General features: G+C 60.8%; 5 protein-coding genes. 3 read left to right on the forward strand and 2 right to left on the reverse strand.

Going from position 1 to position 3,355, the window contains the following annotated elements:
* Nucleotides 1-324, forward strand: a 324-nt coding sequence (locus tag A8B82_RS24130; protein ID WP_161489410.1) for a hypothetical protein, incomplete at its 5' end; no start/stop codon positions are given.
* On the opposite strand, the gene A8B82_RS02860 is transcribed toward A8B82_RS24130, so the two are convergent.
* Together A8B82_RS02860 and A8B82_RS02865 are read right to left on the reverse strand one after the other, a co-directional pair.
* Nucleotides 281-814: a hypothetical protein gene (locus A8B82_RS02860; protein ID WP_138069650.1), complete on the reverse strand. Its 534-nt coding sequence runs from the start codon at nucleotides 812-814 to the stop codon at nucleotides 281-283. The genes A8B82_RS24130 and A8B82_RS02860 overlap by 44 nt on opposite strands.
* Nucleotides 815-962: 148 nt before the next feature.
* Nucleotides 963-1,754 (reverse strand): AAA family ATPase, encoded by a 792-nt coding sequence (locus tag A8B82_RS02865; RefSeq protein WP_067287986.1) that lies wholly within the window; start codon nucleotides 1,752-1,754, stop codon nucleotides 963-965.
* Nucleotides 1,755-2,431: 677 nt separating this feature from the next.
* Between A8B82_RS02865 and A8B82_RS02870 the strand changes: the two genes are divergently transcribed.
* Nucleotides 2,432-2,980, forward strand: a complete 549-nt coding sequence (locus tag A8B82_RS02870) for a helix-turn-helix domain-containing protein (protein ID WP_138069651.1) — start codon at nucleotides 2,432-2,434, stop codon at nucleotides 2,978-2,980.
* The coding region (locus tag A8B82_RS23835) for a hypothetical protein (protein WP_138069652.1) at nucleotides 2,973-3,355 on the forward strand (383 nt) is incomplete at its 3' end. The genes A8B82_RS02870 and A8B82_RS23835, both read left to right, overlap by 8 nt.

The raw sequence follows: 3,355 nt of genomic DNA on the forward strand, positions 1-3,355 counted from the left end.
ACCTATGCTGCGACTGCAAACGACGGGACCTTGCTCTTAGTTTGCGATCCTGACCGTGTCTACAACCCAAACGAGAGCCATGCGTACTTTTTGTCGCGTCACAGCGATGACAAAGCGCCACAACGCATTGTCTTTCTCGCGGCGAACGGAGAGCAGGCTGCCTTTTCTGTGCAGGACGGGATCGCAACGCAACGAGATGCTGATCCTGCCGAATGGGCACAGCTCATCGATATGATCGAGGCGGGCGGTCAGATTGCTGTCGTGACCGCACGCGATGCCTTTACGCTGGATCAGGACGCGCTGCCCGGGCTTCGATGCCGCTGATCTTTTGAGCGAGCTCTTCGATCTCGGAGTTCAGCAGCGCCTTGCCGAATGCGGATAACAGTTGCGTCACCCCATAGACGTTGAGCGGGTCATCAATGCTTGTCTGCAACGCCGCCACATGGGCGGCGTCGAGCCTGATCATCGATTTCATAAAGGGGGCACCAGTGCCTTTGGACTCGGACAGGCGTGGTCGTGCAGCGGAGGCAACCTCATGCCAGGTCGCGGTGTCGCGCAGGTTTTGCATGCGGGCGCGAACCACTTTGATCAAGGCACGCCGAATGTAATCCGGGTCAAGGCCAGATCGTTCTGCCAGCGCATCAATCTGTGCCTGATCCTCAGCCCCGATGCGCACGTAATAGGATCGAGACTGCCCTTCGGTGCGAGTACTGCAAGCATCATCCGCCACCGGCTGAGTAGACACCCCCGAGTTGATGCGCGCCGTTTCAGCCGAGGCTGCCTTCTCCCCTTTCCGGGGTTCTTTCTTGTCCATCGAATTTGCCGCTGGGCCTTCTGTCGCGACCGCTTCCGCCGTACTCTGATCGAACACGGCATATTTCGTGGCGCTCGTGGCGAACTGCCGCGACCGCGCCAGCCTGTCTTCGTTCGAGACAGCGGTCCCGGACCGGTTTGGAATCTTCCTAGCCATTGGCGGAGTCCACCATGGCCTCGATGTCGCAAAGGACATCGCCGCACAGTGTCAGGGCTGAGGAAAGATGCCCCGCCTGCAACCGATGACGAAGAACTTGTTCATAAATGTCCCGCACATATTCCAGTGGTCCGGTCAGCGGCATGCGCTGGATCGCGGCGAGATGGGGCACCGGCGTGGGCAGAAGTGGTAGGGTTGAAATCACCTCGAAGACTTCGAGGTCCTGTCGGTGAACCCTGCGTCTTGCTGCATCACGCTCTAAATCATCGCCTGCGGTCACGAAATCGATCGCGCGTTTGTCCGCGTTCATCAATACCGCCGAAAACAGCGGGGCGGGGTCATCCGGTCCGAGGGTCTCGATCATGCGCATAACCCATGTCAGGGTTTTCAGGGCCGCCACGAAATCCGATTGTACCGGCACGGCCGGCACCAGGATCATGTCGCAGGCCAGCGCCAGTGTTTCGGTGTCGGGGTGCTCGCCGGGGCGGGTGTCGATCAGAACCAGATCCACACCTTCAGCCTCAAAGCCATCCAGCGCGTGGTAAAGGCCTTCAACGGTCTCTGGGGCATCGGCCACGGTCAAGCCTGTGGGCCATGGAAGGCGTGGCAGATCACCGAAGTCGGCGCGCGCGCTTTTTGATTCCCATTCGAGGATCTGCTTGTCAGCATCCGCATCCATGACATGCACACGGCGGCCGCGTGCCAGCATGGCGGACGCAAGCATTTGAATGAGGGTTGTCTTTCCCGATCCGCCCTTTGCGGAGATGGCTGTCACAACAAGCATTCTTCGACTCCATAACGTATATTTTGCGCCGTTATGGCGATGCCTCGGGATGGCGTCCACACCTTGCGCGATACAGGCGTTCAACCTTTGGGTCAGACAGATGTGCAGCTGCTGAGGCGATGTGCTGTTTTGGCGATCATCTGCGTACGCGTTCGGTCAATCGGTCAGCAGGTCACTCACGCCGACCCTCATTGCAGCGTCCATCCTTTTCGCCATCGCGTCGTTGTGGCAATTTCCTAATGCTGCCATCAGCCTTCGAGGTGTCGGGTCACCTGACCATCGACTATCCGTATCAGCGCCGACGTAATACGCACGGTGCTGCGCAGGCGTTCCAATCCCACAAGGTCTTCTTCTCCTTCCGGGAGAACCCCTTTGAGCATTCAACGCCAATGAAGGGATATCGTGTCGGCTGCGCCGACGTCATTCCCGCGCCTGTTCAGGATCCGGGCCGGGGTCCCGGATCGCGGCGCGGGGGAGGCGGTGTCCCTTCGGTCTGTTCGTTGTCGCGTGGGGTTTACAGCAGGCATGGCCAAGGCCCTGCCTGCTGATCACCGAAGGTGCGACAACGGACCGAAGGGACGTTGACAGGAACGGTGTTGTGTATGACAAAACTTGTACGGCGACTCATTAGAGTTTTCGTGTTTACAAAAACTATCTAATGATAAATCTTGCCGCCCATGTCCAAACGCCTCTCCACCATAGCCCGACAGGAGGTTCTCCGGCTCGCTGCTCAAGGGCTTGGTGATGGGGAGATCGCCGTGCGTGTTGGCTGCTCCCGGCCCACTGTCGCCCGCGTGCGGGCGCGCGGTGTGGTGACGGATCGAACCACAAAGGGCCGCGTGCTGCAGGTTCGGGTGTCCGCCCGTGAGGCCGAAGCATTCGAGGCGCTTGTGGCTGAGACGGGCATGACCACGTCGGGTCTGCTCCGGCACATGATCCGTCTGTCATCCGGCATTGTCGCGTTTCGCCGGGACGAGGTCACTGCGCTCAAGGCGTCGGCCAATCAGCTCAATGCCTTGGCGCGCAATCTTGTGCAGATGCTGAAGCTTGCCCATGCGGGCAAGCTGCGGTGGAACGCGCGCGACGCGGCACTGGTCGGTCGGCTTGCGGACCGGGCTGAAGAGGTTGCCCGGGCCGTGCAGGCTTTGCGCGCGGCCTCGCTGCGCGGGTCCTTCGTCCGGGTGTCCGATCTTCGGGACGTTGGGGAGGGGCAGCGCGATGGCTGAAACACGCACCCTCCAGCAGGCGGTATTGGGCGAGATACTGCCTCATGTGGGGCGGCGGTCTGCAGCCATGGCAGGCGAAGCGCGCGTATCGTCGGGCCGTCGGCGTGGCACATCCGGCGGGGCAGTTGCGGTAATGTCCTGGAACGCGCTGCGGGTGCCGCAAAGCGTGGTGAAGCGGGTCGGCACGGGCGGGTGTCATTCGCCCAAAGAGTTACGTCGACAGATGAAGTACATCCTGCGCGACGAGGCGCGGGTCGCAGCCTGGTCGAACCAGATCGGCATCGATCGTGTCTTTGGCGAGCGCGGCATGGAAAGTGTCATTGCCGATTGGAGTGCTTCCTGGTGCGGGGCCCCGAAACGGGGTCATACCGATCA

Source organism: Sulfitobacter sp. EhC04 (assembly GCF_001650875.1).
In the GTDB taxonomy this organism is placed as follows: Bacteria; Pseudomonadota; Alphaproteobacteria; order Rhodobacterales; family Rhodobacteraceae; genus Sulfitobacter.

What these genes read in the sequence shown, in the direction of transcription:
- A8B82_RS02870 (WP_138069651.1), top strand. Translation starts at nt 2,432, where the DNA reads ATGTCCAAACGCCTCTCCACCATAGCCCGACAGGAGGTTCTCCGGCTC.
- A8B82_RS02865 (WP_067287986.1), bottom strand. Translation starts at nt 1,754, where the DNA reads ATGCTTGTTGTGACAGCCATCTCCGCAAAGGGCGGATCGGGAAAGACA.
- A8B82_RS02860 (WP_138069650.1), bottom strand. Translation starts at nt 814, where the DNA reads ATGGACAAGAAAGAACCCCGGAAAGGGGAGAAGGCAGCCTCGGCTGAA.